This is a genomic window from Streptomyces sp. NPDC127100 (assembly GCF_042724095.1).
GTDB lineage: Bacteria > Actinomycetota > Actinomycetes > Streptomycetales > Streptomycetaceae > Streptomyces.
Window position 1 is genome coordinate 34,363 of sequence record NZ_JBHXFL010000009.1, and the last position, 21,936, is coordinate 56,298.

Here is a 21,936-nt window from a genome sequence, read left to right on the forward strand (position 1 = left end):
CGTGCGCGTCATTGCGCGGGGGTGAGGCGAATGCAGAGGATCCGGGTGGTGCTGGAGGGTCTCTCAGCGCGTACGACAGATGGCGCTGGACATGCGGCCGAGGTCGACGTGCCGCCGACTCACCAAGGCAATTCCAGTTCCGGACATGGCGGAAGCCTGGCACGGCGATCTGGACACAGTCCAGCTTCATCCAAAATGCGGACGCCCCTGTCCCGAGGAACGAGACAGGGGTGTCGTGGGTCACATAGACCGAAAAGAGGCGCTTCGGAGCAGGTCAGGACGGGAAGGCGCCGGGCCACGGGCCCGGGGTATCCACCTCCGGTTCCTCCTCGACCATGGTGTCGAACAGGCGGAAGCCGCGACGCCGGTAGTTGTCCATCGCGAACTCGCCGTCCTTGCTGCACGTGTGCAGCCACACCCGCTTGGTCGTGGCCAGTCCCGGCCAGCGGTCCGCGAGGTCCCAGGCGCGGGCGGTGCCGTACGAGAGCAGGTGACCGCCGATGCCCCGGCCGCGGAAGGCCGGAATCAGGCCGAAGTACTCGATCTCCACGACCCCGTCGTCCCCGGGCGTCAGCTCCACGTACCCGGCGGGTGTGCCCCGGTCGTAGGCCACCCAGGTCTCCACGCCGGGCCGCCGGAGGTGCTCCTGCCACCGCGCGTAGGACCAGCCCAGCCGGTCCGTCCAGCGGATGTCGCCGCCGACGGAGGCGTACAGGAAGCGGCTGAACTCGGGGGAGGGCACTTCGGAGCGGACGATCCGCACGTCCCCCTCCGGCGCTGCGGCCGGCAGCAGATCCGTCGGCGCGGTCTGCTCCAGGGACCAGGTGGTCACGGCGATGTGGGTCATGCCGGTCAGGGAATCATCCGGTCGCGAGATCTGTCGATCCCGGTTCCGCGCCGGTGCGGGCCCGGCCGCCCTCAGGCCACCGAGGAGGCGCGGCCGTCAGTCGAACGCCTCGTCCATCGAGGTCAGCGGCACCGCGAAGAGCATGCGGTCCGACTGGGACCAGACCTCACCGGTTCCCGCCCCGTAGGACAGGGAGCCCGGCGGCCCGCTCCAGCACCGGCGCGAGCGGTCGGCGCCGCACTCCGCGGCCCGGGCGCCCTCCGTGTCCTGCCGCCACAGCGTCCCGTGCCCGGCCCCGTCGCCGGCCGGCCGGCCCAGGTACCAGTCGGCGCGCCCGGCGCCGGCCGGACGGTGCGCCAGCACGCCCCCGACCTCGGCCACCCCGGTCTCGTACGCCTCCCGCGCGTCCACGTGCCCGGCGGAGTCGGTGGCCGGCAGCGCGTCGCCGTCCGGGTCCGCGCCGAGCGCGTAACTCCACAGGCGGGTGGGCCGCTCGGCGTCGGCGGGCACGTACTCGCTCGCCACCAGGGAGGCGGGGACCGTGCCGCGGTCCAGTGAGATCGCGGCGGGCCGCGCGGCGTCCGGTGTGCCGGCGAGGCGGTAGGAGGCGACGGCGGGCAGCACGTACCGGTGGCCGTACGCCGCCCAGCCGCCGGGCACCCGGCCGACCGCGCCGGCGTCGGCGGTGGCGCGCTGGACGCGGTCCACGTCGTACACGTACAGCGCGTTGCGGTCCCCGGAGCCGGCGGTGACCAGCAGCTTGTCCCCGTACCAGACCATCCCGGAGACGGGGGAGGAGAGGGCGCGGTAGTCGCGTCCGCCGTCCACCGGGACGGCGAGGAGCGCCGAGGCGTAACCGGGACGGCCGGGATCGTCGGCGTCGACGAACGAGACCCGGGCGAGGGCCCCCCCGGGCGTGCCGCCGTCGCGGCTCCACGCGGCCAGGACGACCCGGTGGGAGCCCCGGAGGCCGTCCGCGCCGGCGTCCCCCGAGGTGGTGACCGCGCCCGGGCGCCAGCCCCGCGTGTCCTCGTCGTCCCAGCAGTAGGCGCGCGTGGCCGCGGGGGAGACCGGCAGCGCCTCGCGCTCCCCGTCCGTGCAGTCGGCGGCGTCGCGCAGCGTGTGGTCGGCGGAGCCGAGGACGGTGTCGACGCCCACCGGCTCGCCCATCGCGGCGGAGAGCCGGTCGAGCCAGGGCCCGGGCACCCGGTGCTCCGTCAGCCGCAGCGCGCCGGTCGGGGCGAGCGGCTTCAGCGCACCGGGGTCGCCGGCGACCTCGGCCTGCGAGGCGCTGATCATCGTGGCGGCGCCGGTGAGTGCGAGCGCCGCCCCGGTCAGGGCCGCGCGCAGCGCCCTGCCCCGACGGCGCCGACGGTGTCTGCCGCGCTGCTTCATAGAACCTCCACGGGCCCCGATCCAACTGCGCCCGTCGTTCCGTGCGTTGACCGTGGAGCAGAGGGGGCGGTCCGTGGAGGATGCTACGGCAGGCGGAGGGGCCCGCGGAGCCGGACGCTGCAAATATGCGGCAACGAACCACCTTTCGGGGGCTTCCCGGGACCCGTCCGCGTGCTCGGGGGACGGTGTCCGGGCCGGCTGCGTCCGGCCCGCGCCCCGCGCCCGGTGCTCCGCCGGCCCCGGGGCGGTCGAGCCGGGCAGCGGGTCGCGGGGGTCGTCCGGCGCGACCACCTCGACCTCGGCGTCGTCGCGGAAGCGGTACGGCCGGTGCCGCGGACAGGCGGACGGACACAGTCCGCACACAGCCGGCGGCAACTTGCAACCCCCTGCGACCCTGGTGGCCGGCCGAGCCGGTGTCCGAAACTAGAGCCACGCCGTCCCGAGCGGCGTGCGCGGCCTGAACGGGCCTGTGTGACGGGGGCGGTGCCGTGTCGGCGCGGCACCACCCCCGTGTCCGCCCGGCCGCGTGCAGCCGATGGGAGACGCCGGGGTCGGATCAGGCCACCGGACGGGCCCGCTCGACCACCGACTCCAGACCCAGGGTCGGCGGCAGCGTGCCGAAGGCCGCACCCCCGTCACCGCCCAGCCGTGAGGCGCAGAACGCGTCGGCCACCTCCGGCGGCGCGTACCGCACCAGCAGCGACCCCTGGAGCACCAGCGCCAGCCGCTCCACCAGCCGCCGGGCCCGTCCCTCGGCGGCCTCCAGGTCGGCGAGCTCCGTCAGCAGGTCCCTGATCGCCGCGTCCAGGCGGTGGTCGGCGCCCCGGGCGAGGCCCACCTCCGTCAGATAGGCGTCCAGGGCCAGCGGCTCCCGCCCCAGCGCGCGCAGCACGTCCAGCGCCTGGACGTTGCCGGCCCCCTCCCAGATCGAGTTCAGCGGCGACTCGCGCACCAGCCGGGGCAGGCCGGACTCTTCGACGTAGCCGTTGCCGCCCAGGCACTCGGCGGCCTCCACCGCCACCGGCGCACAGCGCTTGGTCACCCAGTACTTCGCCGCCGGCACCGCCAGCCTGAGCAGCGCCCGCTCCCGCTCGCTCCCGTCGTCGTACGCCGCCGCCAGCCGCAGCCCCAGCGTGGTGGCCGCCTCCGACTCGATCGCGAGGTCGGCCAGGACGTTGCGCATCAGCGGCTTGTCGATCAGCTTCCCGCCGAACGCCTCCCGGTGGGCGCAGTGGTGCACCGCCTGCGCGACGGCCTGCCGCATCAGCCCCGCCGAGCCCAGTACGCAGTCCAGGCGGGTCGCCGCCACCATGCCGATGATGGTGCGCACCCCGCGCCCCTCCTCGCCGACCCGGCGCGCCCAGGTCCCGGCGAACTCGACCTCGGCGGAGGCGTTGGACCGGTTGCCCAGCTTGTCCTTCAGCCGCTGGATCAGGAACACGTTGCGGGTGCCGCCCGCCAGCACGCGAGGCACCAGGAAGCAGGTGAGTCCGCCCGGAGCCTGCGCCAGCACCAGGAAGCCGTCGGACATGGGCGCCGAGCAGAACCACTTGTGCCCGGTCAGCTCGTACGTCCCGTCCTCGGCCAGCGGCCGGGCCGAGGTCGTGCCCGCCCGGACGTCGCTGCCGCCCTGCTTCTCCGTCATGCCCATCCCGAACAGCACGCCCGCCTTCAGGTGCGCCGGCCGCAGCTCGCGGTCGTACACCTGGGCGGTCAGCCGGGGCTCCCACTCGGCGGCGAGGGCGGGGTCGGTGCGCAGGGCGGGCACCGCCGCGTGGGTCATCGACAGCGGACAGCCGTTGCCCGCCTCGGCCTGCGTCCACAGCAGGAACCCCGCGGCACGCCGGACGTGCCCGCCCGGCCGGGTCCAGGCCCCGGTGAGGCCGGCCGAGACGCCCTTGCCCAGCAGCCGGTGCCAGGCCGGGTGGAAGTCGACCTCGTCGACGCGGTGGCCGTAGCGGTCGTGCGTGCGCAGGACCGGCGGGTTGGTATTGGCCTGGGCGCCCCACTCCAGCACCTGGACGGAGCCGCAGCTGCGTCCAAGACCGGACAGCTCGGCCAGCGCCTCCTCGTGCAGTCCGGGTTCCAGATGCCGTTCGACCGCCGCCACGAGGGCCCGGTCGGTGCTGAAGACGTCGTAGCCGGCCAGCGGCGGGGCCTGGTTCGTCACGGTGTGCGTGCTGCCTGCCATGACGGCGAACCTACCGCGCCCGAGGGCCGGGGAGGGCCCCGCCGGCATCCGGGGCCGTCCGCGGATGAGTGGGGGTGCCCGCGGCGGATACCTTTAGGGCGTGCAGCCAGCAAGTGAATCCCCCGAACGGCCCTCGGGCCGGCTCCACCGCGCCCGGGTCCTCTACCGGAACGTCTCCAAACGCAGGACCGCCTGGCTGCTGCTGAAGGACACGGTCAACTCGTGCATGGAGTACCGCATCCTCGGCCTGGCCGCCGAGGCCGCGTTCTTCACCCTGCTCTCGGTGCCGCCCCTGCTCCTGAGCGTCCTCGGACTGCTCGGCTACGTCGACTCCTGGATCGGCGCCGACACCACCGAGAGCCTGCGCACCAACATCCTGGACGCCTCCCGCACGGTGCTCTCCGAGCGGGGCGTCAAGCAGATCACCGAGCCGATCCTGGACGACGTGATGAAGGGCGGCCGACCCGACGTCATCTCCATCGGCTTCCTGTTCGCCCTGTGGTCCGGCTCCCGCGCGGTCAACGTCTTCATAGACACCATCACGGTGATGTACGGCCTCGACGGGGTCCGGGGGATCGTCAAGACCCGCCTGATGGCCTTCCTGCTGTTCATCGTGGCCCTGCTGATCGGGTCGATCGCGCTGCCCCTGATGGTGGCCGGGCCGGACGCCGTGGTGCGGGTCGTGCCCTGGTCGACGACCGTCGTGCAGGTCCTGTACTGGCCCGTCGTGATCGTCCTGTCCGTGGCCTTCCTGACCACGCTGTACCACGTGTCGGTGCCCGTGCGCTCCCCGTGGATCGAGGACGTGCCCGGTGCGCTGGTCGCCCTCGCCATGTGGGTGCTGGGCAGCTTCCTGCTGCGCATCTACCTCACCAGTACCGTCGAGGGCCCGACCATCTACGGCTCGCTCGCCGCGCCCGTGGCCGTGCTGCTGTGGATCGGTGTGTCCGCGTTCGCCGTGCTCGTCGGGGCCGCGGTCAACGCGGCCATCGACCGGGTCTGGCCGGCCGCCGCCACCGCCGCGGCCCGCGAGGCCAACGAACGGCTGCGGCAGGCGCAGGTCGCCGAGTACGTGGCCCGGGCCGCCGCCAGCGGCGAGGCGGACCCCGACATGCCGTCCGAGTTCCCGGAACGCTGGTCCCGGTTCCTGCCCCCGGAGGACGTCACGGCCCGCCTGCGCTCCCACGGCAAGCACACACCGCCCACCGACCACGACAAGCCGGAGGCCTCGTAACCGGCCCGGTCCTCCCCGGGCAGGGCAAGCGGGTGTACGGCGTCGGCCCGCCAGGGCGGCGTAGCCTGGCCGGCGTGTACGCGGAACGAGCCTCCCGGCTGCCCGGCGCGGTGGTGTGGACCAGCGAACGGGCCGGGTCCGGCCCCGGGCGGGTGCTGCCCGACGGCTGCATGGACCTGCTGTGGCACGACGGCCGGCTGCTGGTCGCGGGCCCCGACACCCGCGCTCACCTCACCGACGGCGCGCCGGGCCGCTGGGCGGGCGTCCGCTTCTACCCCGGCACCGCGCCGGCCCTCCTCGGCGTCCCCGCGCACGAACTGCGCGACCGGCGCGTCGACCTGGCCGACCTCTGGCCGGCCGCCCGGGCGCGGCGGCTGACCGCGCGGGTGAACGCGGCCGCCGACCCGGCGAGCGGGCTGGAGGAGGCCGCGCTGGCCCGGGCGGCCGGCAGCGAACCCCCCGACCCGTTGCTGCGGCGGATCGTCACCGCCCTCGACGCGGGCCGCCCGGTCGGCGCCACCGCCGGGGAACTCGGCCTCGGGGCGCGCCGGCTGCACCGCCGCTCACTGGCCGCCTTCGGCTACGGCCCCAAGACGCTGGCCCGCGTGCTGCGGCTGCAGCGCGCCCTCGCCCTGGCGCGGGGCGGCACACCCCTCGCGGAGACGGCCGCCCGGGCCGGGTACGCGGACCAGGCGCACCTGGCCCGCGACGTGCGGGAGCTGGCGGGCGTGCCGCCGGGCGAGCTACTCGGACGCCGCCGGTAGCGCGGCGAACAGGTCGACGCCGTTGCCGTCGGGGTCGAGCACCACGGCGTACCGCTGCCCCCAGAAGGCGTCCCAGGGCGGAAGCTCACCGTGGTGCCCGGCGCCGGTCAGCTCCTCGTACAGCGCGTCCACCTCCTCGGGCGCGTCGCACAGCAGCGCGAGGGAGGCCCGCCCGCCGCCGGCCGGGGGCTGCCACCCGGGGAGGAAGGAACGGACGGTCTCCTCGGTGTCCAGCAGCAGCCGGATCCCGCCGGGCAGTCCCGCCTCGGCGTGCGGCCGCGTCCCGGCGTCGTCGGGAAAGGCGAAACCGAGCCGGCGGTAGAAGGTCACGGAGGCGGCCATGTCGGAGACGACCAGGCCGATGGCATCGAAGCGTGCGGTCATGGCGCCACGGTAGGCAGGCCGGCCGGAGCGCGTCTTGAAGGAATCGGACACCGGGAGCGCCGGGCACGACGGCTCAGAACGACCTCAAGTCCCTTGATCCGCACGGCGGGCGGCGCCGACCATGGAGCCATGCTCAGACGACAGGAGATCGGCGTGCTGGTGCTGCGGGACTCGGACCTCGTCGGCGCCCGCCTGCGCGAGGCGCTCGCCGAGGCGCCCCCGGAGGAACGGCCCGGCCTGGAGCGCGCCGCCGCCCTGGTGGAGCGCGCGGCGGCGGTGCCCGACGCCGCCCTGCGCGCCCGCTGGGTGCACCAGCACCTCGAGGCCGCCGGGCACGACGGCCCGGCCGACTCCGTACGGGCCGTCAAGGTGCTGCGCGAGGCGGTACCCGGCCTCAGCCTGCGGGCGGCCGTCCAGCTGTCCAGGGAGGCGGCGGCGCACCGTCCCTGACCCGGGCGAGACCGCGGCGGCCGGACGCGGGTCCGGCCGCGGGACACCGGTGCGGCAGGATGGGCGCATGACTCGCCGCGCCCGCTTACTGCCGCTGTTGCTGCTGTCCACCGCGCTGCTCGCCGCCTGCGGCACGGAGGGGCCGGACGGCGACCCGGTCGCCGCCGCGGCCTCCGCCGCGGCCGCCTCGGCCCGGGCGGAGGACGCCCCCCTCGTCCCCGGCGAACTCGAGGAGCGGGCGGGGGCGCTCGGCATCGCCCCCGAGCTCGTCTACGTCACCAGGGCCCCCGGGCTCACCCTGGCCCAGCAGTCCGTCGGCGTGCTCGGCGACGACGGCTTCTCCGCCGTCTACCTGACCGGCACGGGGGCCCAGGTCCGCCTCTCCGTCGAGCGGGGCTCGATGACCGGGGAGACCTGTCCGGGCCGGCCGGTCGGCGACGGCACCGCGGGGCGGGCCACGTGCGAGCGCGACGCGGAGGCCTGGTACCGCACCGGAGGCGGACAGCACGAGTACGCCCTGCCCAAGAACGGGCACGTCGTCCGGTTGTCCGCCGGCAGCGACGCCGTGACGCGCGACGTCCTGCGCGAGGCCGCCGTCTCGGTCCACCGGCCCGACGCCGCCGAGGCCGCGGCCACCCTGCCCTCGCCCCGGCCCGCCGCCGGCACGCCCGTGGAGCGCGGCGACCTGCCCCCGGTGGGCGACGGCGCGCCCGACAACAGCGTCGACATGGGCGGCTGACCGACGGCGGCACGGGGCCGCTCCCGCGCCGCCTGCCGACCGGGCGGGCGGAGGAGCCCGAAAAAAAATCCGCCGGTGGTGTCGAGAACGCTTGACCGGCTCCGTCCCCGGGGTGAAGGCGGCCACAATGGGCCGCACGGCACCGAGGAGAGACACCATGGCCAAGTACCTGCTGCTCAAGCACTACCGCGGCGCCCCGGCCGCGGTCAACGACGTCCCCATGGACCGGTGGACGCCGGAGGAGATCTCGGCCCACATCCAGTACATGAACGACTTCGCGGCCCGGCTGGAGAAGAGCGGCGAGTTCGTCGACGGGCAGGCGCTGGCCCCCGAGGGAGCGTGGGTCCGCTACGACGGCGAGGGGCGCCCGCCCGTCACCGACGGACCGTTCGCCGAGACCAAGGACCTCATCGCCGGCTGGATGGTGATCGACGTCGACAGCTACGAGCGCGCCGTCGAGCTGGCCGGGGAGCTGTCGGCGGCGCCCGGGGCCGGGGGCGAGCCGATCCACGAGTGGCTCGAGGTGCGCCCGTTCCTGGCGGCGCCGCCCACCGTCCCGGAATGCCCTCACGGATGAACGAGGCCCTGCTCAGGAGCCTCACGCCGAGCGTCCTCGGCGTCCTCGTCCGCCGCGGAGCCGACTTCGCGGCGGCCGAGGACGCCGTGCAGGACGCCCTGCTCGAGGCCGTCCGCGTCTGGCCGGCCGGCCCTCCGCGGGACCCCAAGGGCTGGCTGGTCACCGTGGCCTGGCGCCGGTTCCTCGACGCGACCCGCTCGGACGCCGCCCGCCGCCGGCGCGAGGACCTGGTCGACGAGGAGCCGGCCCCCGGCCCCGCACCCGCGGCGGACGACACGCTCCGGCTCTACTTCCTGTGCGCCCACCCCTCGCTGACGCCGGCCTCCGCGGTCGCGCTCACCCTGCGCGCCGTCGGCGGCCTGACCACCCGCCAGATCGCCCGGGCCTACCTGGTGCCCGAGGCGACGATGGCGCAGCGCATCAGCCGGGCCAAGCGCACCGTCTCCGGGGTGCGGTTCGACCGGCCCGGCGACGTCGCCACCGTGCTGCGCGTCCTCTACCTGGTCTTCAACGAGGGCTACTCCGGCGACGTGGACCTCGCCGCCGAGGCCATCCGGCTCACCCGGCAGCTCGCCGCCTCCGTCGACCACCCCGAGGTGGCGGGGCTGCTCGCCCTCATGCTGCTCCACCACGCCCGGCGCGCCACCCGGACCGCGCCCGACGGCAGCCTCGTGCCGCTCGCCGAGCAGGACCGGTCCCGGTGGGACACCGCGTCGATCGCCGAGGGCGTCGGGATCCTCCAGGCGGCCCTCGCCCGCGACCGCCTCGGCGAGTTCCAGGCGCAGGCCGCCGTCGCGGCCCTCCACGCCGACGCGCCGACCGCCGAGGAGACCGACTGGGTGCAGATCGTCGAGTGGTACGACGAGCTGGAGCGCCTGACGGACAGCCCCGTCGTCCGGCTCAACCGCGCGGTGGCCGTGGGCGAGGCCGACGGACCGCGCGCCGGCCTCGCGGCGCTCGCGGAGCTGGAGGACTCACTGCCCCGCCACACCGCGGTGGCCGCCTATCTCCACGAACGCGACGGCGACCGGGAGACGGCGGCACGGCTGTACGCCGAGGCGGCCCACCGGGCCCCCAGCCTCGCCGAGCGCGACTACCTGACCCGCCGGGCCGCCCGCCTCAACGCCGGCCGGTGACGCCGGGCGGGACCGGCCGGCGTCGCGGGGTCCGGCGGGCAGGGGCGCCCGGTTGAGGGGATCATGGGAGCGGGGCCGGAATACATCCGGACGGCGTGACGCTCTGTCCTGAGCGGTGCGCGGTGCGGTGGCACGACGGTCCGGTGGCGCGGCGAAGGGCGGGTGAGGGCATGACGGCAGACCCGGCGGATCCTGTGGTCGCCACGCCCCACGGGGCGGTACGCGGCAGACACGAGAACGGGATCGCGGTGTTCCGGGGCATCCCGTACGCGGCGCCCCCCTTCGGCCCCCGCCGGTTCCGGCCCCCCGTGCCGCCCGAGCCCTGGGACGGGGTGCGCGACGCGGGCGCCTTCGGCCCGACCGCGCCGAAACCGCCGTACTCCGAGGCGTTCGCCCAGTACCTGTCCGACCCGGCGATCCCCGGCGACGACTGCCTCAACCTCAACGTCTGGACGCCGGAACCGGGCCCCGGAGCCCGCCTGCCGGTCCTGGTGTGGCTGCACGGCGGCGCCCTGACCAGGGGCTCGTCCGCCGTACCCGTCTACGACGGCAGCACCTTCGCCCGCGACGGCGTGGTCTGCGTGTCGGTCAACTACCGACTGGGCGTCGAGGGCTACGGACTGTTCCCGGACGCCCCCGCCAACGCCGGACTGCGCGACCAGATCGCCGCGCTGGAGTGGGTGCGGCGGTCGATCGCGGCCTTCGGCGGCGACCCCGACAAGGTGACCGTCGCCGGTCAGTCGGCCGGCGCGATCAGCATCGGCGCGCTGCTCGCCGCGCCGCGGGCCCGCGGACTGCTGCGGCGGGCGGTGCTGCAGAGCGGGGCGCCGGAGGCGGCCGACCGCGACAAGGTGCGCCGCATGGTGCGCCGCATGGCCGCCCGGCTGAAGATCCCGGCGACCGCGGAGGCCTTCGCCACCGCCGACCGCGGTCAGTTGCTGCGCGCCCAGGCCGAGGTGGGCAGGCTCAGCAGCCCGGTGCTCGGCGGGCCCGCCTTCGGGATCGTCGTCGACGGGGACGTGCTGCCGGGCGACCCCCTCGAGGCCCTCGTCGACGGCGGGGCGGCATCCGGCGTCGACCTCATGATGGGCTGGACGCGCGACGAGTACCGGCTCTGGCTGGTCCCCGGCGGCCTCCTCGAACGCGTCGACCGGCTCGGCGCCGTCGCCCTGGCGGGCGCGCGGGCCCGCTGCCACTGCGGCAACGAGGTGGTACGCGGCTACCGCGCCCTGCGCCCCGGCGCCGGCCCCGCCGAGATCGTCGGCCAGCTCGTCACCGACCATCTGCTGCGCATCCCGCTGCACCGGCTGGCCGACGCACGGCCGGGTTCGTCCCACGTCTACGAGTTCGCCTGGCCGTCCGGCCTGCCCGGCCTCGGCGCCTGCCACGCGCTGGAGCTGGGCTTCGTCTTCGACTCCGGCGACGGGCCGGACGCGCGCAGGCTCGCGGGCGAGGGCGCTCCGCAGGAGCTGGCCGACGCGATGCACGGGGCGTGGGTCCGGTTCGCCGGGTCCGGGGACCCGGGCTGGCCGGCATGGGACGCCACGCATCCCGTCCAGGTCTTCGGCGACGGCGTCCCGCACACGGTGTACGGGCCGCACGACACCGAGTACGGCCTGTGGAAGGACGACGTCGCCCCGCGCGGCACGCGCATCGGGCGTCCGGCGCGGCGGTGACGTGACCGGCGGACGGTGCCGCGTCAGGGCCGGGCGAGCGCCGCCGCGACCGACGCGATCGCCTCCGGACCCACCCGGCAGCACCCGCCGATCAGCCGCGCCCCGGCGTCCCGCCAGGCCCGCACCCCGCCGGGAGCGAACGTGGAGCGGCCGGTCCAGCCGCGGGCACCGGCGTCCCAGGACTCGCCGCTGTTGGGATAGACGACAACGGGTTTGCCGGTGACCCGGGCGGCCGTCCCGATCGCACCCGCCGCATCCCGCGGGGCACAGCAGTTCACACCGACCGCGACCACCTCGTCCGCGTCCGCGGCCAGGGCAAACGCCTCCTCCAGCGGCTGCCCGGCGCGGGTGCGGCCGCCCGCCACGGTGTACGACAGCCAGGCCGGCACGCCCAGTCCGCGCACCGCCCGCAGCAGCGCCGCGGCCTCGTCGGTGTCGGGGACCGTCTCCAGCGCGAGCGCGTCCGGCCGGGCGGCGGCCAGGACCTCCAGGCGGGGCCGGTGGAAGCGCTCCAGTCCGTCGACGGTGAGCCCGTACCGGCCCCGGTACTCGGAGCCGTCCGCGAGCATCGCCCCGTAGGGGCCCGCCGACGCCGCCACCCACAGTCGGCGGTCCGTCTTCGCGCGGCGGGCCGCCTCCCGGGCCGCCTCCACACTCGATGCCATGAGTTCGGCGGCGCGCTGCCGGCCGACACCGCGCCGGGCGAAGCCCTCGAAGGTGGCCTGGTAGCTCGCGGTGATCGCCACGTCCGCGCCCGCCTCGAAGTAGGCGAGGTGCGCCCGGGTGATCGCCTCGGGGTCCTCGGCGAGCAGCCGCGCGGACCACAGGCCGTCGCTCAGGTCGTGGCCCGCCGACTCCAGCTGGTTGGACATGCCGCCGTCGAGCACGAGGGGGCGGCCGGAGCCGAGGGCGTCGGCGAAGTCGCTGGTCATGGCACGAGGTTAGCCAGTCCCCGGGCACCGGCCGGGCGGTTGTCCCCCGTGCGAGCTACGGCCAGGTGTCCACCCGGAGGTGACGATCTCCGGCTCCCGGATCCGTAGCGTCCGGTGCAGTTCGTGCGGCACTCGGCCGCCGGCCCGACAAGGGGGTCCCCGTGAGGTTCGTCTGGCAGTTCCTGGCCGTCATGGCGATGTACGCCGTCGCCGGCAACGCCGTCAACGCGGTGAAGGGCAACGACGCGCTCGCGCTGGTCCTCGGCGTCGCGGCGGCGGCGCTGGCGGTGCTGGTGTACGCATGGGTGGTCCGGCGCACCGAGCACCGGCCCGCCACGGACGTGGCCCGGGAGGGCGCCGTGTCCCGGACCGGCTGGGGCGTTGTGATCGGCGCCGGGATGTTCGGCGCCGTCATCGTGAACCTCTACACCGCCGGGTACTACGAGGTCGACGGCCTCGGCTCGGTGACGGGCGCGCTGGGGCTGGCCGGCTTCATGGCGGGCGCCGCCGCGACGGAGGAAGTGGTGTACCGCGGTGTGCTGTTCCGCGTCGTCGAGGAGCACATCGGCACCTATCTCGCGCTGGCGCTGACCGGCCTGGTGTTCGGCCTCTCCCACCTGCTCAACGAGCACGCGACCCTGTGGGGCGCGCTCGCCATCGCCATCGAGGCCGGCTTCATGCTCGCCGCCGCGTACGCCGCCACCCGCAGCCTCTGGCTGACCATCGGCGTGCACTTCGGCTGGAACTTCGCCGCGGCCGGCGTCTTCAGCACCGAGGTGTCCGGCAACGGCGCCAGCGACGGGCTGCTGGACACCGTGACGTCCGGTCCGGAACTGCTCACCGGTGGCGAGTTCGGGCCGGAGGGCAGCGTGTACTCGGTGGGCTTCGGGGCGCTGCTGACCCTCGTGTTCCTGTGGCTGGCCCACCGGCGCGGCAACGTCGTGCCGTTCGGCTCCCGGCGTGCCGCGGTCGTCGACTCCGCCGCTAGGCTTTCCCGGTGACAGATCGTCGGCGGGTTCAGGAGTCGTGGCACCGGCTCGATGTCACGTTCCGGGACCTCCCGCTAGGGGTACTGCTCTTCGTCGCCTCGGTCACGCCCGTGTTCCAGGGCAACGGCACGGAGATCGGCGACCTGCCGACGCGGTCCGCCGACGCGCTCACGGGCGTGGCCGCCGCCCTGCAGTGCCTTCCGCTCGCCGTGCGGCGGCGGTTGCCGCTCGTCTGCCTCACCCTGGTGTCGCTCGGCTTCGCCCTCGACCAGCTGCGCGGGTACCACCTCGTCGCGGGCACCGCGCTGCCCGTCGCCCTGCTGAGTGCCGGGTCCTACCTGGAGCGGTACCGGCGCACCACCCTGGTCACCGCCTCCGCGGCGTACTCGGTGCTGGCGGTCGCGCTCCACGAGCGCGGACCGGGCGAACCGGCGGCCGAGTTCGTGACGTTCTACCTGGCGCTCGCCCTCGCGTGGGGCATCGGCGTGTGGATGCGGTCCGCCCGGGCCGCGGAGGCCGAACGCCGCAGCCGCGTCGCCGAGGACGCCCGCAGCGCCGAACGCACCCGGATCGCCCGCGAGCTCCACGACGTCGTCACCCACCACGTGACGGCGATGGTCGTGCAGTCCGAGGCGGCCCGGTACCTGACCGCGACGCCCGACCGCCTCGACCGGACCCTGACCGCCGTCAGCGACACCGGCCGGCGCGCCATCACCGATCTGCGGCACCTGCTGGACCTGCTCAACCCCGACCACGGCACCGGTCAGGGCGGCGAGGACAGGACGCCGCCCGTCGGCAGGCTGCTCACGCTCGTCGAGCAGACGCGGCGGGCCGGGCAGCCGGTGGAGTTCACCGAGGAGGGCACGCCGCCGGCCTCGACGGGCAGCGCCGACCTCGTGGCCTACCGGGTCGTGCAGGAAGCCCTGACGAACGCCCTCAAGTACGACCACGGCGGCCGGACCTCGGTCCGGGTGCGCCATGGCGAAAGGGAGATCACCGTGGAGGTCGGCACGGACGGCTCCGGGTCACGGGACGCCGCCCCCGGCGGCAGCGGGCGCGGCCTGGAGGGTCTGCGCGAACGGGTCGGCGTCCTGGGCGGCGACTTCAGCGCGGGCCGCGGCGCCGCCGGTGGCTTCCTGGTCCGGGCGCGGATACCCGCGGGGGGACCGGCGTGAGCGCGCCCGTCCGGGTCCTGGTCTGCGACGACCAGGCGCTGATCCGCACCGGACTGGCGACGATCATCGACGCGCAGCCCGACCTGGAGGTGGCGGGCGAGTGCGGGGACGGGCGGAGCGCGGTCGAACTGGCCGGCCGGCTGCGCCCGGACGTCGTCGTGATGGACGTGCGCATGCCGATCCTGGACGGCATCGAGGCCACCCGGCTCCTGGCCGGCGCCGGTGTGGAGCACCCCGTGAAGGTGCTCGTGGTGACGACGTTCAACCTGGACGAGTACGTCTACGAGGCGCTGCGGGCCGGAGCGAGCGGGTTCCTGCTCAAGGACGCGCCGCCGGACCGGCTGCTGCACGGCATCCGGACCGTGGCCCTGGGCGCGGCGCTGCTGGATCCCGAGGTGACGCGCCGGCTCGTGGGCCGGTACGCCGCCCGCATCCGGCCCGCAGCGGGCCGCGCCCAGGACATCCCGCTGACGCCCCGCGAACTGGAGGTCCTCCGCCTCATCGCGGACGGCCTGTCCAACAGCGAGATCGCCGCGGCCCTCGTGATCAGCCACGAGACCGTCAAGACCTTCGTGTCCCGCATCCTCACCAAGCTCGGACTGCGCGACCGCGTCCAGGCCGTCGTCTACGCCTACCGGCGGGGCCTGGTCACCTGAGAACCCGCGGCCCGCGGTTCAGCCCTGCAGGCGACGGCGCATCTGCGTCAGGCGCCGGTCGTAGTGGAAGTGGTACCAGACCATCCACGTCATGGAGACGACCGCGGCGGCCAGCATCCAGCCGCCGGCGGCCACCGCCCCGGAGGCGAGCCATAGGGCCGCGGTGCCGAAGAAGATCACGGCGAGGAGGGGGAGCGCCCACCAGCGGTGGCGCCGCAGCCGCCGCTGGCGGGAGTCGACCAGCGCCGCCAGCGCCCGCCGTCGCGCGGGCTCCTCGGGCGGCGGCGCGCCCTTGAGGATCTGCCGCTCCATGACGGGTACGTCGTCCGGTTCGGTACCGGTGGTGCGGGCGTCGCGGTTGCGGCGCCGGCGTACCAGCCACACGACGAAACAGCTCGTCAGCGCGGCGCTCACCAGGGCCGGCAGCCATCCCGAGGCTCCGTTCAGGGCCATGCGGGTCACGAGCCCGATGACCAGGACCATCAGGCCCATCACCCATAACTTGTCCTGCCACCGCCGCTCGGGGCGGCCGTCCCGTCGCTCGATGCTCGCCATGTCCACCTTCCGGCCGGTCGAAGTAGCCGATGACTCGGGGTGACCCTCCGGGTACCCGCCCGAAGGCCCGGGACACTTCGGCGGGGACCGAAGCAACGGGACCGTAGCGTCGGGGACATGAGCGACACGAACACCGTCACCGAGACCCTCGCGCCCGCCGACGCCGTCACCGGCATGGTCGACCACGTCCTCGCCCTGGCCGCCACCTGGACCGGCTGGGACGGGGAACCCGCCCACGTCGACGACCGGGTCTACACCCCGCACAAGGCCGTCCGGCGCGTCACCGACCACCTGATCGACCATCTCGCGGAGCTGGAGGCGCGGTTGGCGGGGGAGCAGCCGCAGCCCGACCACTGGCACGCCTCCGGCATCACGACGGACGCGGACCGCGCGCCGTTCACCCAGGAGGATCTCGAGGAGGCCCGCAGCCGCCTCACCCGGCTCGCCCGGATCTGGGCCAACCGCCTCGACGCGCTCAGCGGCGAACAGCTCGACGACTCGCCCGGCGAGGGCTGGAGCTTCCGCGAACTCGCCACGCACGTCGCGGAGTCCGCGTACTACGCCGATGCCGTGGGAGACCTGTCGTGACCGCCTTCGCCGACCTGCACCGCGAGGGGGAGCCCCTGCTGCTGCCGTGCGCCTGGGACCACGCCTCGGCGCTGCTGCTCGCCGGCCAGGGCTTCGCGGCCGTCGGCACCACCAGCCTGGGTGTCGCGGCGGCGCACGGGCTGCCCGACGGGGCGTCGGCGACCCGCGAGGAGACGCTCCGGCTGGCTCGCGACCTGGGAGCGGGGCCGTTCCTCCTCTCCGTCGACATGGAGAGCGGCTTCAGCGACGATCCCGACGAGGTCGCGGAGCTGGCACGGCAGTTGGCGGCCGCCGGCGCCGTCGGCGTCAACCTGGAGGACGGCCTCGGCCCCGTCGACCGGCATGTGGCGAAGATCGCCGCGGTCAGGGCGGCGGCCCCCGGCCTCTTCGTCAACGCCCGCACCGACACGTACTGGCTCGGCGACGGCGAGGGGACGTCACGGCGCCTCGACGCCTACCGGCAGGCGGGCGCCCACGGCCTCTTCGTCCCCGGGGTGGCCGACCCGCGCACGATCTCCGCGCTGGTCCGGCGGCTCGACGTCCCCCTCAACGTCCTCTGGACACCGGCCGGCCCCTCCCTGCCGCACCTCACCGACCTCGGGGTGCGCCGGGTGAGTCTGGGCTCGCTGCTGTACCGGCGCGCGCTCGGCGCCGCCCTGGACGCCGTGGCCGACATCCGGTCCGGGCGGGCTCCCGGCGGCACGGTGCCGAGCTACGACGACGTGCTGAAGCTGGGTAGTTGACCCCCTGGGGTGTCGCTCTGTGTGAAGCTGTCCCCATGGATCACCCGCGTGATGAAGTCAGGGCCAGGCTGCAGACCGATCGCCCGCACTCCGCCCGTGTCTGGAACTACCTGCTGGGCGGCAAGGACAACTACCCCGTCGACAGCCAGGTCGGCGACGTCATCCTGTCGACCTTCCCGGAGTTCGCGGCCGTCGCCCGGCTGCAACGGAAGTTCCTGGGGCGCGCCGTGCGCTTCCTGGTCGAGGAGGCCGGCATCCGCCAGTTCCTCGACATCGGCACCGGTCTGCCCACCGCGGACAACACCCACGAGCTGGCCCAGCGCATCGCGCCGGAGAGCCGCATCGTCTACGTCGACAACGACCCCCTCGTCCTGACGCACGCCGAGGCGCTGCTCACCAGCAGCGAGGAGGGGGCCTGCGCCTACATCGACGCCGACGTGCGCGACCCCGACCGGATCCTCGCCGAGGCCGCCAGGACCCTGGACTTCGACCGGCCGATCGGCCTGACCATGCTGGGCATCATGGGGCAGGTCGCCGACGAGGAGCGGCCCGGCGAGCTGGTGGCCCGGCTGGTGGCGGCACTGCCGCCGGGCAGCTACCTCGCCCTGAGCGACGGCACGAACAGCAACCCCGCGCTCAACACGGCCGTCGAGACCTACAACGGGCAGTCGGCCAACACCTACCACCTCCGCTCCCCGCAGGAGATCGCCGGCTACTTCGCCGGGCTCGACCTCGTCGAACCCGGTGTGGTCGCGACCGCCTCCTGGCGCCCGGACGGCATCCCGTCCACGGAGTCCACCGCCGAGGTCGCCGTGTCCGGCGTCGCGCTCAAGGCCTGAGCGGGCGCCCGGTCAGCCGCCGGACGGCCAGTGCTCCAGCGCGACGTGCAGCGCGTCCACGGCCCTGTCCCACGACGCCTGGACGTCCCGCGGGGCGCCGAAGGCCCCGGCGGCCTCCAGGGCGCAGTAACCGTGGAAGGTACTGCGCAACAGGCGTACGGCATCGGTGAGATCGGGCTCACCGAGGCCGTACGCGCGCAGCATCCCGTAGGTGATCTCCGCGGTGCGGCGCAGCGCGGGGGAGTCGGCGGCGACTGGCCGGTCGACCCGGACCTGGGTCGCGGCGTACCGGCCGGGGTGGCTCAGCGCGTACGCCCGGTACGCGCCGGCGAAGGCGGCCAGCGCCTCCTTGCCGGCCCGCCCGGCGACCGCCTCCGCGATCTCCTCGATCAGCTCGCCGCCCGCCAGCAGTGCCATCCGCACGCGCAGATCCCGCAGAGAGCGGACGTGGGTGTACAGGCTCGCGTCCTTCACCCCCAGGCGCCGGGCCAGCGCGGAGACGGTGACGCTCTCGAAACCCGTCTCGTCGGCGAGGTCGGCGGCGGCCGCGACGACGCGCTCGGTCGTGAGGCCGGCTCGGGGCATGGGTCCACCTCTCCGGCGGGTGCGCGTGCTTCGCGGGGTTTCCAGCCCGCATCCTAGGACAGGCGCGGGTCCGCGCCCCGGCCCGGCCGACCGGCCCGCACCGGCCCCCGGATCTCTCGCGAAGGCGCGGCGGCTGTGGCAGATTGACCGGCATGGACCCGTCGACGATGAGCACCGAGCAGCGCAACGAGCTCAACCGCCAGGTCGCCGAGCAGTTCCGCGCGCAGCGGGGCAGCGGGAAGATCGGCGAGATGATGCACGCCGACCGGATGCTCCTGCTCACCCACACCGGGGCCCGCAGCGGCACGCGCCGCACCACCCCGATGGGCTTCTGGCGGCTCGACGGCGACCGCGTGACGGTCGTCGCCTCCAACATGGGGGCGCCGCGGCACCCGGACTGGTTCCACAACGTCGTGGCCCACCCCGACGTCACCGTCGAACTCGGCCCGGACACCTATCCGGCCGTCGCCACCGTCCTGGACGCACCCGAACGCGACCGGCTGTGGCCGCTGCTGCTCGAACAGGCGCCGTTCTTCGCCCGGCACCAGGAGCAGGCCGGCCGCGCCATCCCCCTGGTGGAGCTCCGCCGCACCGCGGGCTGACCGCCGACCGCCCGCCTCAGCCGGCCAGCACCCCGCGCACGAACGCGTTGGTGAACTTGCCCCGCGGGTCCAGGTCCGCGACGAGCGCCCCGAAGTCGCCGAGCCGCGGATACCGGGCGCGCAGCACGGCCGCCGGAGTGGTGAACACCTTCCCCCAGTGCGGCCGGGCGCCGAACGCGTCCAGCGCCGCCTCCACCCGCCGCACCACCGGCAGCACCGCCTCCGTGTCCGCCACCCAGGTGAAGTGCACGGCCACGGTGTCGCGCCCGTACGCGGGGCCCAGCCACTGCTCGTCGGCGGCGACCGTGCGGACCTCGCAGGTCTGGAGCACCGGCGCGACACCGTCCCGTATCGAGTCCAGCGCGCGCAGGGCGTCCACGGCGTGCTCGCGCGCCATCAGGTACTCCGACTGGAGCTCGTCGCCGCTGCTGGGCACGAACTCCGCGCGGAAGTGCGGCAGCCGCTCGTGCCAGGGCCCCGCCACCCCGAACTGGTCGGTGCAGTTCACCGCGGGCATCCCCGGCACCGGATGCATCTTCCCGGCGGCCGGCGCCGCCCACGGGAAGCCGGGCAGCGGCCGGTCGGTGCGCCGCTTGAGCCACACCTGCCGGAAACCCGGCTCCCGCCAGTCCGTGAACAGGCTCACGCTGTACGCAGCCGCCATCACCGTGTCGAAGCCCGGCCCGTCCACGGCGGCCGGCGGCAGCTCGGTGAAGACGTGCTGCTCGACCTCGTACGCCGGCTCCAGGTCCAGGGTGAGGGCGGTCACGACGCCGAGCGCGCCGAGCGAGGTGACCGCGCCGCCGAACCGTTCCTCCCCGCGTGCCAGGGTCAGCGCCGAGCCGTCCGCCGTGACCAGTTCCACCTCGCGCACCGCCGACGCCAGCGGCCCGTTGCCCACGCCGGAGCCGTGCGTGCCGGTCGCCACCGACCCGGCGACCGAGATGTGCGGCAGCGAGGCCATGTTCGGCAGGGCCAGTCCGCGCGCGTGCACCAGCCGGGCCAGCTCCGCGTACCGGACGCCGCCGCCCACCCGCACCGTGCGGGCGGCCGTGTCCACGTCCACCTCGGGCGGCAGTGCGGCCAGGGAGAGCAGCGCCCCCTCGGCGCCCGGGTCGGCGATCCCGTTGAAGGAGTGCCCGCTGCCCAGCACCCGCACCCGCGGGCTGCGCGCCACCGCGCTCCGCAACTCCTCGGCCGACCGCGGCCGCAGCAGTTCGCCGGCCCGGTAGGTGATGTTGCCGGCCCAATTGGTCACGGCGGTGACGGTCATACCGCTGCCCTCCCGAAGCTCCACGAGGACCAGGAGTCCTCCCGCCGGAAACCTACCTGGCGCGCCGGGAGGGGCCCCGGGCGGCCGGACGTCCGGCCGGGGGCATACCGTGAGAAGTCGAACGCCTGAGCCGGGAGGAGACAACGGGATGGACAGCCGTACCGCGCTGGTCGAGGATCTGATGGAGCGGTTCCCGCACGTGCCGCGCGAGGCCGTCTTCAAGGAGGACCTCCTTCGGGGCGGTGTGGCCTTCGACCCTTCCGCGCTGAGTGACAACGAGGACGGCGAGGTCAAGCCGAAGTCGTACTTCATCTTCTCCTTCGACCACGGCACCCTGCCCGAGCTGGGCGAGGCCGCGCTGCGCCGCCCGCCCGAGGAGATCATCCTCACCGGCGGCCCCTACGACCTGCGCCGCACGGTGGTCTCGGTCCGGGTGAACCCGGCCTCCCCCTACCGCGTCGCCGCCGACGAGCACGGCCAGCTCGGTCTCTACCTCGACGGCAGGCGGATCTCCGACGTCGGCGTGCCGCCGATGCCCGAGTACTACCGGCACACCCTCTCCAACGGGAAGTCGGTCATGGAGGTGGCCCCGACCATCCAGTGGGGCTACCTGATCTACCTGACCGTCTTCCGGGTCTGCCAGTACTTCGGCGCCAAGGAGGAGTGCCAGTACTGCGACATCAACCACAACTGGCGCCAGCACAAGGCGGCCGGACGCCCCTACACGGGTGTGAAGGACGTCGAGGAGGTGCTGGAGGCCCTCGAGATCATCGACCGCTACGACACGGCGAAGACCTCCACCGCCTACACCCTCACCGGCGGCGCCATCACCAAGACCGTCTCCGGACGCGACGAGGCCGACTTCTACGGCCACTACGCCAAGGCCATCGAGGAGCGCTTCCCCGGCCGCTGGATCGGCAAGGTCGTCGCCCAGGCCCTGCCCAAGGCTGACGTGCAGCGCTTCAAGGACTACGGCGTGCAGATCTACCACCCCAACTTCGAGGTGTGGGACGAGTACCTGTTCAAGATGTACTGCCCCGGCAAGGAGCGCTACGTCGGCCGCGACGAGTGGCACCGGCGCATCCTCGACTCCGCCGACGTCTTCGGCGCGCGCAACGTCATCCCGAACTTCGTCGCGGGCGTGGAGATGGCCGAGCCCTTCGGCTTCAAGACGGTCGACGAGGCCATCGCGTCCACCACCGAGGGCCTGCGCTTCTTCATGTCGCACGGCATCACGCCCCGCTTCACCACCTGGTGCCCCGAGCCCACCACACCGCTGGGCAAGGCCAACCCGCAGGGCGCGCCGCTGGAGTACCACATCCGGCTGCTCCAGGCCTACCGGCAGACGATGGAGGACTTCGGCCTGTCCTCGCCCCCCGGCTACGGCCCGCCCGGCGCCGGCAACGCGGTCTTCTCCGTCAGCTCCTTCATGGACAGCCTGCCGGCGGACGAGCCCGTCCAGGCCTGACCCGACGAGCTCCGGGGGGGCGGGGCCGGGCGCCGAGCCGGCCCCCGCCCCCCCCCCCCCCCCCCCCCGCCCCCCCGGGGGGGGGCCCGGGGGGGCGCCCCCCCCGGGACCCCGCCCCCACAAGCGCAGCGGGAAAGA

At 74.8% G+C, this 21,936-nt stretch carries 24 protein-coding genes; 15 read left to right on the forward strand and 9 right to left on the reverse strand.

Annotated elements, in window-relative coordinates:
• Nucleotides 1-63: 63 nt before the first annotated feature.
• The 4 genes from ACFWJB_RS12100 to ACFWJB_RS12115 all read right to left on the reverse strand — a co-directional run bounded on the left by ACFWJB_RS12100 (nt 64) and on the right by ACFWJB_RS12115 (nt 4,433).
• Nucleotides 64-147, reverse strand: a complete 84-nt coding sequence (locus tag ACFWJB_RS12100; RefSeq protein WP_385464191.1) for a putative leader peptide — start codon at nt 145-147, stop codon at nt 64-66.
• A gap of 127 nt (nt 148-274) precedes the next feature.
• The gene (locus ACFWJB_RS12105; protein ID WP_385464166.1) at nt 275-847 is read right to left on the reverse strand and encodes a GNAT family N-acetyltransferase; all 573 of its coding nucleotides are present in this window, start codon (nt 845-847) and stop codon (nt 275-277) included.
• 96 nt (nt 848-943) lie between these two features.
• On the reverse strand, nt 944-2,242 hold the full coding sequence (locus tag ACFWJB_RS12110) for a hypothetical protein (protein ID WP_385464169.1): 1,299 nt from the start codon (nt 2,240-2,242) through the stop codon (nt 944-946).
• Nucleotides 2,243-2,798: 556 nt separating this feature from the next.
• Nucleotides 2,799-4,433 carry an acyl-CoA dehydrogenase family protein gene (locus ACFWJB_RS12115; protein ID WP_386921937.1) on the reverse strand — a complete coding sequence of 545 codons (1,635 nt, stop codon included), beginning with the start codon at nt 4,431-4,433 and terminating at the stop codon, nt 2,799-2,801.
• 100 nt (nt 4,434-4,533) lie between these two features.
• On the opposite strand from ACFWJB_RS12115, the gene ACFWJB_RS12120 reads away from it, so the two are divergent.
• Both ACFWJB_RS12120 and ACFWJB_RS12125 read left to right on the forward strand, forming a co-directional pair.
• The gene (locus ACFWJB_RS12120) at nt 4,534-5,667 is read left to right on the forward strand and encodes a YihY/virulence factor BrkB family protein (RefSeq protein WP_386921939.1); all 1,134 of its coding nucleotides are present in this window, start codon (nt 4,534-4,536) and stop codon (nt 5,665-5,667) included.
• Between the two features lie 74 nt (nt 5,668-5,741).
• On the forward strand, nt 5,742-6,431 hold the full coding sequence (locus tag ACFWJB_RS12125) for a helix-turn-helix domain-containing protein (RefSeq protein ID WP_385464179.1): 690 nt from the start codon (nt 5,742-5,744) through the stop codon (nt 6,429-6,431).
• On the opposite strand, the gene ACFWJB_RS12130 is transcribed toward ACFWJB_RS12125, so the two are convergent.
• Nucleotides 6,411-6,815 (reverse strand): VOC family protein, encoded by a 405-nt coding sequence (locus ACFWJB_RS12130; protein ID WP_385464181.1) that lies wholly within the window; start codon nt 6,813-6,815, stop codon nt 6,411-6,413. The two genes, ACFWJB_RS12125 and ACFWJB_RS12130, sit on opposite strands and share 21 nt — an antisense overlap.
• 129 nt (nt 6,816-6,944) lie before the next feature.
• Here ACFWJB_RS12130 and ACFWJB_RS12135 point away from each other — a divergent pair, with 129 nt between their 5' ends.
• From ACFWJB_RS12135 to ACFWJB_RS12155, 5 genes are all read left to right on the forward strand, one after another.
• Nucleotides 6,945-7,265, forward strand: a complete 321-nt coding sequence (locus ACFWJB_RS12135) for a hypothetical protein (protein WP_386921942.1) — start codon at nt 6,945-6,947, stop codon at nt 7,263-7,265.
• A 67-nt stretch (nt 7,266-7,332) separates the two neighbouring features.
• Nucleotides 7,333-8,004 carry a hypothetical protein gene (locus ACFWJB_RS12140; RefSeq protein ID WP_386921944.1) on the forward strand — a complete coding sequence of 224 codons (672 nt, stop codon included), beginning with the start codon at nt 7,333-7,335 and terminating at the stop codon, nt 8,002-8,004.
• Between the two features lie 157 nt (nt 8,005-8,161).
• Nucleotides 8,162-8,581, forward strand: coding sequence for a YciI family protein (locus tag ACFWJB_RS12145; protein WP_385464188.1), 420 nt, complete (start codon nt 8,162-8,164; stop codon nt 8,579-8,581).
• The gene (locus tag ACFWJB_RS12150) at nt 8,578-9,717 is read left to right on the forward strand and encodes an RNA polymerase sigma factor (RefSeq protein WP_386922089.1); all 1,140 of its coding nucleotides are present in this window, start codon (nt 8,578-8,580) and stop codon (nt 9,715-9,717) included. Before ACFWJB_RS12145 ends, ACFWJB_RS12150 begins: the two co-directional genes overlap by 4 nt.
• A gap of 170 nt (nt 9,718-9,887) precedes the next feature.
• Nucleotides 9,888-11,393, forward strand: a complete 1,506-nt coding sequence (locus ACFWJB_RS12155; RefSeq protein WP_386921946.1) for a carboxylesterase/lipase family protein — start codon at nt 9,888-9,890, stop codon at nt 11,391-11,393.
• Nucleotides 11,394-11,416: 23 nt separating this feature from the next.
• Here ACFWJB_RS12155 and mmuM read toward each other — a convergent pair whose 3' ends face one another.
• Nucleotides 11,417-12,325 carry a homocysteine S-methyltransferase gene (gene mmuM / locus ACFWJB_RS12160; RefSeq protein ID WP_386921948.1) on the reverse strand — a complete coding sequence of 303 codons (909 nt, stop codon included), beginning with the start codon at nt 12,323-12,325 and terminating at the stop codon, nt 11,417-11,419.
• A gap of 161 nt (nt 12,326-12,486) precedes the next feature.
• Here mmuM and ACFWJB_RS12165 point away from each other — a divergent pair, with 161 nt between their 5' ends.
• The 3 genes from ACFWJB_RS12165 to ACFWJB_RS12175 are packed head-to-tail and all read left to right on the forward strand — an operon-like array spanning nt 12,487 to nt 15,145.
• The gene (locus ACFWJB_RS12165) at nt 12,487-13,326 is read left to right on the forward strand and encodes a CPBP family intramembrane glutamic endopeptidase (RefSeq protein WP_385471453.1); all 840 of its coding nucleotides are present in this window, start codon (nt 12,487-12,489) and stop codon (nt 13,324-13,326) included.
• The gene (locus tag ACFWJB_RS12170; protein ID WP_386921951.1) at nt 13,323-14,489 is read left to right on the forward strand and encodes a sensor histidine kinase; all 1,167 of its coding nucleotides are present in this window, start codon (nt 13,323-13,325) and stop codon (nt 14,487-14,489) included. Before ACFWJB_RS12165 ends, ACFWJB_RS12170 begins: the two co-directional genes overlap by 4 nt.
• Entirely contained in the window at nt 14,486-15,145 is a 660-nt protein-coding gene (locus tag ACFWJB_RS12175) for a response regulator (protein WP_385471459.1), read from the forward strand. Before ACFWJB_RS12170 ends, ACFWJB_RS12175 begins: the two co-directional genes overlap by 4 nt.
• An 18-nt stretch (nt 15,146-15,163) precedes the next feature.
• On the opposite strand, the gene ACFWJB_RS12180 is transcribed toward ACFWJB_RS12175, so the two are convergent.
• Nucleotides 15,164-15,700 (reverse strand): hypothetical protein, encoded by a 537-nt coding sequence (locus tag ACFWJB_RS12180; protein ID WP_386921953.1) that lies wholly within the window; start codon nt 15,698-15,700, stop codon nt 15,164-15,166.
• 117 nt (nt 15,701-15,817) lie between these two features.
• Between ACFWJB_RS12180 and ACFWJB_RS12185 the strand changes: the two genes are divergently transcribed.
• The 3 genes from ACFWJB_RS12185 to ACFWJB_RS12195 are packed head-to-tail and all read left to right on the forward strand — an operon-like array spanning nt 15,818 to nt 17,870.
• Nucleotides 15,818-16,288, forward strand: coding sequence for a hypothetical protein (locus ACFWJB_RS12185; protein WP_386921955.1), 471 nt, complete (start codon nt 15,818-15,820; stop codon nt 16,286-16,288).
• The gene (locus tag ACFWJB_RS12190; protein WP_385471468.1) at nt 16,285-17,031 is read left to right on the forward strand and encodes an isocitrate lyase/phosphoenolpyruvate mutase family protein; all 747 of its coding nucleotides are present in this window, start codon (nt 16,285-16,287) and stop codon (nt 17,029-17,031) included. Before ACFWJB_RS12185 ends, ACFWJB_RS12190 begins: the two co-directional genes overlap by 4 nt.
• A gap of 35 nt (nt 17,032-17,066) precedes the next feature.
• Nucleotides 17,067-17,870: an SAM-dependent methyltransferase gene (locus ACFWJB_RS12195; protein WP_385471471.1), complete on the forward strand. Its 804-nt coding sequence runs from the start codon at nt 17,067-17,069 to the stop codon at nt 17,868-17,870.
• Nucleotides 17,871-17,882: 12 nt separating this feature from the next.
• Here the strand turns inward: ACFWJB_RS12195 and ACFWJB_RS12200 are convergent, their stop codons facing one another.
• Nucleotides 17,883-18,455, reverse strand: a complete 573-nt coding sequence (locus tag ACFWJB_RS12200) for a TetR-like C-terminal domain-containing protein (RefSeq protein ID WP_386921958.1) — start codon at nt 18,453-18,455, stop codon at nt 17,883-17,885.
• Between the two features lie 152 nt (nt 18,456-18,607).
• Here ACFWJB_RS12200 and ACFWJB_RS12205 point away from each other — a divergent pair, with 152 nt between their 5' ends.
• Nucleotides 18,608-19,057 carry a nitroreductase/quinone reductase family protein gene (locus ACFWJB_RS12205; RefSeq protein ID WP_385471477.1) on the forward strand — a complete coding sequence of 150 codons (450 nt, stop codon included), beginning with the start codon at nt 18,608-18,610 and terminating at the stop codon, nt 19,055-19,057.
• Between the two features lie 16 nt (nt 19,058-19,073).
• On the opposite strand, the gene ACFWJB_RS12210 is transcribed toward ACFWJB_RS12205, so the two are convergent.
• Nucleotides 19,074-20,330, reverse strand: a complete 1,257-nt coding sequence (locus ACFWJB_RS12210; protein WP_386921960.1) for an FAD-binding protein — start codon at nt 20,328-20,330, stop codon at nt 19,074-19,076.
• Between the two features lie 148 nt (nt 20,331-20,478).
• Here ACFWJB_RS12210 and ACFWJB_RS12215 point away from each other — a divergent pair, with 148 nt between their 5' ends.
• On the forward strand, nt 20,479-21,798 hold the full coding sequence (locus ACFWJB_RS12215; RefSeq protein WP_385471483.1) for a radical SAM protein: 1,320 nt from the start codon (nt 20,479-20,481) through the stop codon (nt 21,796-21,798).
• The last annotated feature ends 138 nt before the right edge of the window (nt 21,799-21,936 follow it).